This is a genomic window from Herminiimonas sp., assembly GCF_030645555.1.
Classification (GTDB): domain Bacteria; phylum Pseudomonadota; class Gammaproteobacteria; order Burkholderiales; family Burkholderiaceae_D; genus Oxalicibacterium.
On the sequence record NZ_JAUSME010000111.1, the window covers coordinates 1 to 5,601 of the forward strand.

Annotated in this window: 4 protein-coding genes and 1 pseudogene; all 5 read right to left on the reverse strand. The window is 55.0% G+C overall.

The window, feature by feature from the left end; genetic code table 11:
• Positions 1–470, reverse strand: a 470-nt coding sequence (locus Q7T06_RS04495; protein WP_304780897.1) for a biotin/lipoyl-containing protein, incomplete at its 3' end; no start/stop codon positions are given.
• Positions 471–530: 60 nt separating this feature from the next.
• Positions 531–3,389, reverse strand: a complete 2,859-nt coding sequence (locus Q7T06_RS04500; RefSeq protein WP_304780900.1) for a 2-oxoglutarate dehydrogenase E1 component — start codon at positions 3,387–3,389, stop codon at positions 531–533.
• A 220-nt stretch (positions 3,390–3,609) separates the two neighbouring features.
• Positions 3,610–4,923, reverse strand: a complete 1,314-nt coding sequence (gene gltA, locus Q7T06_RS04505; RefSeq protein ID WP_304780903.1) for a citrate synthase — start codon at positions 4,921–4,923, stop codon at positions 3,610–3,612.
• Positions 4,924–5,001: 78 nt separating this feature from the next.
• Positions 5,002–5,271, reverse strand: coding sequence for a succinate dehydrogenase assembly factor 2 (locus Q7T06_RS04510; RefSeq protein WP_304780905.1), 270 nt, complete (start codon positions 5,269–5,271; stop codon positions 5,002–5,004).
• A gap of 108 nt (positions 5,272–5,379) precedes the next feature.
• Positions 5,380–5,601: pseudogene (gene sdhB, locus Q7T06_RS04515) on the reverse strand (succinate dehydrogenase iron-sulfur subunit); the annotation flags it as partial.

Below are 5,601 nucleotides of genomic sequence, written 5' to 3' on the forward strand. Positions count from 1 at the left end.
AGCTGGTTGATCACGTCGCCCTTGGTGACGCGGCCATCCTTGCCGGTACCGGCGACATCGCTGGTCGTCAGCTTGTTTTCAGACAGCATCTTTGCCGCTGCAGGCATCGCTATGCCGCCCGCGGCATTCGATGAGGGCTGCACATGCGTCGCCGCTACCGGTGCCGCAGCAACTTGCGCTGCAGCTGCAACAGCCGGAGCTGGAGTCGATGGTGCGACTGCAGCGGAAAGATCGGTATCGAGCAGCGCAATGACTTCGCCGGCGACCACGGTGCTGTTATCTTCGCGAATGATTTTCGTGATGACGCCGGCCGCAGGTGCCGGCAGCTCCAGCACCACCTTGTCGGTTTCGATATCGATCAGGTTTTCGTCGCGCGCGACGGCTTCGCCTACTTTTTTATGCCATTGCAGCAGTGTTGCCTCTGCGACGGATTCCGACAGTTGCGGAACTGTGATTTCAAGAATTGCCATGTAACTCTCCGTTTCGGGTTGTTCGTACGGCAGCCCAGCATATGGGATGCCGCAGGGTCTTTATTTGGTCAGTACAAAACCTTTTAATTTGCTGAAGGCGGTTTCGATCAAGGCCTTTTGCTGCGCGTAATGCTTGTCGTAATAACCGACGGCAGGCGAGGCACTGGCCGGACGTCCGGCATAGGCAAGCTTCTGTCCATCCGCCATGTTTTCCAGGATGTTGTGCTGTATCTGGAACCATGCGCCCTGATTTTGCGGTTCATCCTGCGTCCATACCAATTCCGTCACGTTAGGGAATTTCTTGAGCTCTGCCGTCAATGCCTTATGCGGGAATGGATACAGCTGCTCAAGACGGATGATAGCCACATCATGCTGTCCGCGCTCCTTGCGGGCATTGACCAGGTCGTAATACACGCGACCAGAACAGGCCAGGACACGTTTGACTTTCTTCGCATCTATCGTGGCATCCACTTCACCGATGACGGTCTGGAAGGATCCCTTGGCCAATTCACTCAATGGCGATCCGGCATCCTTGTTGCGCAACAGCGATTTAGGCGTCAGGATCACCAGCGGTTTGCGGAACATCCGTATCATTTGACGGCGCAGCAGATGGAAAATCTGTGCCGCAGTGGTCGGTTGCACCACTTGCATATTATTGTCTGCGCACAGTTGCAGGAAACGCTCCGGACGTGCGGAAGAATGTTCCGGACCCTGCCCTTCGTAACCATGTGGCAGCATCATGACCAGGCCGGAGACGCGGCCCCACTTGACTTCGCCGGAGCTGATGAACTGGTCGATGACGACTTGTGCGCCGTTGGCAAAATCGCCGAATTGCGCTTCCCAGATCACCAGCGTATTCGGTTCTGCTGTCGAGTAGCCATATTCGTAGGCCAGCACCGCTTCTTCCGACAGCACCGAATCGATCACACGGAACCAGGCCTGTTGATCGGAAACATTCTGCAAAGGCACATAAGTACCGGCATCCCAGCGTTCGCGGTTCTGGTCATGCAAGACTGCATGGCGATGCACGAAGGTGCCGCGACCAGCATCCTGCCCGGTCAGACGCACCGCATAACCGGAACTGACCAGGGATGCATAAGCCAGATGCTCGCCCATGCCCCAGTCGAGATTCATCTCGCCACGGCCCATGGTGGCGCGGTCTGCCAATACTTTTTCAACCAGCGGATGCGCCTTGAAATTTTCCGGGATCGCCGTGATCCGCTCTGACAAGCGCTTCAGCTCGGTGATAGGCACCGCAGTATCGGCAGCATCGGTCCATTTGCGGTTCAGGAACGGCATCCAGTCCACCGCGTATTTGCTCTTGAAGTTGGAAATGACAGGATTGATCGTGTGCTGGCCGGCATCCATCGCATCACGGTATTCCTTGACCATCGCATCGCCCGCATCGGCTGCGATGGTTCCCTGCGTCACCAGCTTGTCGGCATACAGTTTGCGCGTGCCGGGATGCTGGGCAATCTTCTTGTACATCAGCGGCTGGGTCAGCGCCGGCGTATCCTGCTCGTTGTGTCCCAATTTGCGGTAACACACGATGTCGACCACGATGTCCTTGCGGAATTCGAGACGGTAATCGATGGCGATCTGCGCTGCAAAGATGACAGCTTCCGGATCATCGCCATTGACATGGATGACCGGCGCTTCAATCATTTTTGAAACGTCGGTGCAATACAGCGTCGAGCGTGAATCGCGCGGATCCGAGGTCGTGAAACCGATCTGGTTGTTGATGATGATGTGCACGGTGCCGCCGGTGCCGTAGCCGCGTGTTTGCGCCAGGTTCAGCGTTTCCATGATGACGCCCTGGCCGGCGAAGGCCGCATCGCCATGGATCAGGATAGGCAGGACCTGTTGCGACGGATCGTTCTGGCCGCGCCGCTCGATGCGTGCACGGACCGAGCCTTCGACGACCGGATTGACGATTTCCAGGTGCGAGGGATTGAAGGCCAGCGACAGATGGACCGGGCCGCCTGGCGTACTGATATCCGATGAAAAACCTTGATGGTATTTGACGTCGCCGGATGGCAAATCGTCGCCATGACGGCCTTCGAATTCGGCAAACAGTTCCTGCGGCATCTTGCCCAGCGTATTGACCAGCACATTCAAACGGCCGCGATGTGCCATGCCGATGACGATTTCCTGCACGCCTTTTTCACCGCCGCGCTGGATCACTTCATCGAGTGCCGCGATAAAGCTTTCACTGCCTTCGAGCGAAAAACGCTTTTGGCCGACGTACTTGGTATGCAGATAACGCTCCAGGCCTTCAGCCGCGGTCAGACGCGCCAGGATGTGTTTCTTCTTTTCGCTCGAAAAGGTAGGCGTAGAACGGATAGATTCAAAGCGTTCCTGCAGCCAGAGCTTTTGCGCAGGATCGCTGATGTACATGAATTCCGGCCCGATCGAACGGCAGTAGGTATCGCGCAAGGCGTTGAGCAAGTCACGCAGTGACGAGGTTTCGGTACCGAAATAGGTATTGCTGATGTTGAACACGATATCCATGTCAGCATCGGTGAAGCCGTAAAAACTTGGTTCCAGTTGCGGGATAGGCGGACGTTCCTGGCGCTGCAGCGGATCCAGATTGGCCCAGTTATTGCCCAGTACACGATACGCGGCGATCAGTTGCGTGACGGCGACGCGCTTGCGGCCCATCTCGACATCTTCCGAGGCGGTAACCGTGCGGATAGGACCATGCTTGGCGCGCTCGGCAAAGGAGGCGATGACAGAGGCATGCGCGACGTCGGGCTTGCTCGAGCCATCGACCGCAGGCACATGCTGCATGGCGTCGAAATAGGCGCGCCAGTTGTCTGGAACGGAGCCGGGATTGTCGAGGTAAGCTTCGTACAGTTCTTCAACGTACGGCGCATTGCCTCCAAACAAATAGGAGTTGGAAATAGTTTGCTGCATCATATTGCTCACCTTTCTTCGCGTTTCGCGAGATTAGCGGGTTATTCAACCTTCCGCGACACGGCCTGACCGATTAGCGGATTGCACATCAAGTTGTGGGGAAGGACGTTTTATTCGATAGCTTTAAATTCGGTAACTTCGGTAACTCGTGTTTGAAACGAGAATAGCATAACTACAGGATGACAAGAAACGAATCAGACGATCCGCTTCTTGTCTGTATTACTCAGACTGGACGTTTCGACATCTCTGGTACATCGCGTGTTGTTTCACCGATGAACAATTGACGCGGACGGCCGATTTTTTGTTCCGGATCTGAAATCATTTCATTCCATTGCGCGACCCAGCCTACTGTCCGCGCCATCGCGAAGATACCGGTAAACAGCGACACTGGAATACCCAGCGCCGATTGCACGATACCCGAGTAAAAATCGACGTTCGGATACAGTTTGCGCGAGACGAAGTATTCATCTTCGAGTGCAATTCTTTCCAGTTCCATCGCCAGCTTGAACAACGGGTCATCGTGCAGACCGAGTTCGTTCAGCACTTCGTGACAGGTTTCGCGCATCAGTTTGGCGCGCGGATCGAAGTTCTTGTAGACGCGATGGCCGAAGCCCATCAGCTTGACGCCGGAATTCTTGTCCTTGACCTTGGCGATGAACTCAGGAATCTTGTCGACCGAACCGATTTCCTTCAGCATGTTCAGTGCAGCTTCGTTGGCGCCGCCATGTGCCGGGCCCCACAAACAGGCGATACCTGCAGCGATGCAGGCAAATGGGTTGGCGCCGGACGAACCGGACAAACGCACGGTCGAGGTCGATGCATTTTGCTCGTGATCGGCATGCAGGATCAGGATACGGTCCAGTGCGCGCACCAGCACATCATTGATCTTGTACTCTTCGCTAGGCGTCGAGAACATCATGTGCATGAAGTTGGCGCTGAAAGACAAGTCATTGCGCGGATAGACGAATGGCTGGCCGACCGAATACTTGTACGACATCGCCACCAGCGTCGGCATCTTGGCGATCAGGCGGATAGCCGATACTTCGCGGTGGTGCGCATCAGTGATATCGAGCGAATCATGATAGAAGGATGCCAGGGCACCGACAGTGCCGACCAGCACCGACATAGGATGCGCATCGCGACGGAAGCCGCGGAAGAAGAATTGCATCTGCTCATGCAGCATCGTGTGGTTCGTCACCGTTTTGACGAAGGCGGCCTTCTGGGCTGCATTCGGCAATTCGCCTTTCAACAGCAGATAGCTGGTTTCGAGGAAATCGCAATTCACCGCCAACTGCTCGATCGGATAACCGCGATACAGCAATTCGCCTTTATCGCCATCGATATAGGTAATCGTCGAATTGCACGCAGCCGTCGACATGAAGCCTGGATCGTAGGTGAATTTACCGCTCGCGCCATACAGTTTGCGTATATCGATGACATCAGGGCCAACGGTGCCCTTGTAGATAGGCAACTCCAATGATGGCGTACCGTCGGAAAACGACAGTGTGGCTTTGGTGTCAGATTGTGAGTGGGGCATGGCTCTTCCTTCTAGTAGCGAGGGGGTGAGTCGATTTAAGAATAAATCGCAATATTAAAAAACCAGTCGAAACGTGCGTTAAACCGCCCTCAGTCTCGTAAGCAGCGCGCGAACATGAGGTAAATCGATTTCACTCTCAGGTTCCTTGCGCGCCAACAGAAAATTCAGTAAATCGTTATCCGGCAACTCCAGCAATATCGAAAAGGCCTCGACCTCTTCATCCGTCAGCGTTGCTTCATGCTCATCCAGAAATCGTGTCAGCAGCAAATCGTTTTCCAGCAAGCCGCGGCGCGCGCGCCACCTGAGGCGTGCGCGTTTTACTGGATCAGCTTGATGGGTTACGGACATGGACTCTCAATCAATCTGTTTGACACTATTGCCACGTCATTCTGCGTAAAAACCGGAACCAGGGCTCGCATGCGAGTCCTGGCTTATCGCGCCTTTTTATCGCGCTTTTTATACGGCGCGACGGACCATCAGTTCCTTGATTTTTCCGATCGCGCGCGTCGGGTTCAAGCCTTTCGGGCAAACATCGACGCAATTCATGATCGAATGGCAGCGGAACAAGCGATAAGGATCTTCCAGATTATCCAGACGCTCGCCAGTGGCATGATCCCGGGTATCGGCAATGAAGCGATACGCCTGCAACAAACCGGCCGGGCCGACGAATTTATCCGG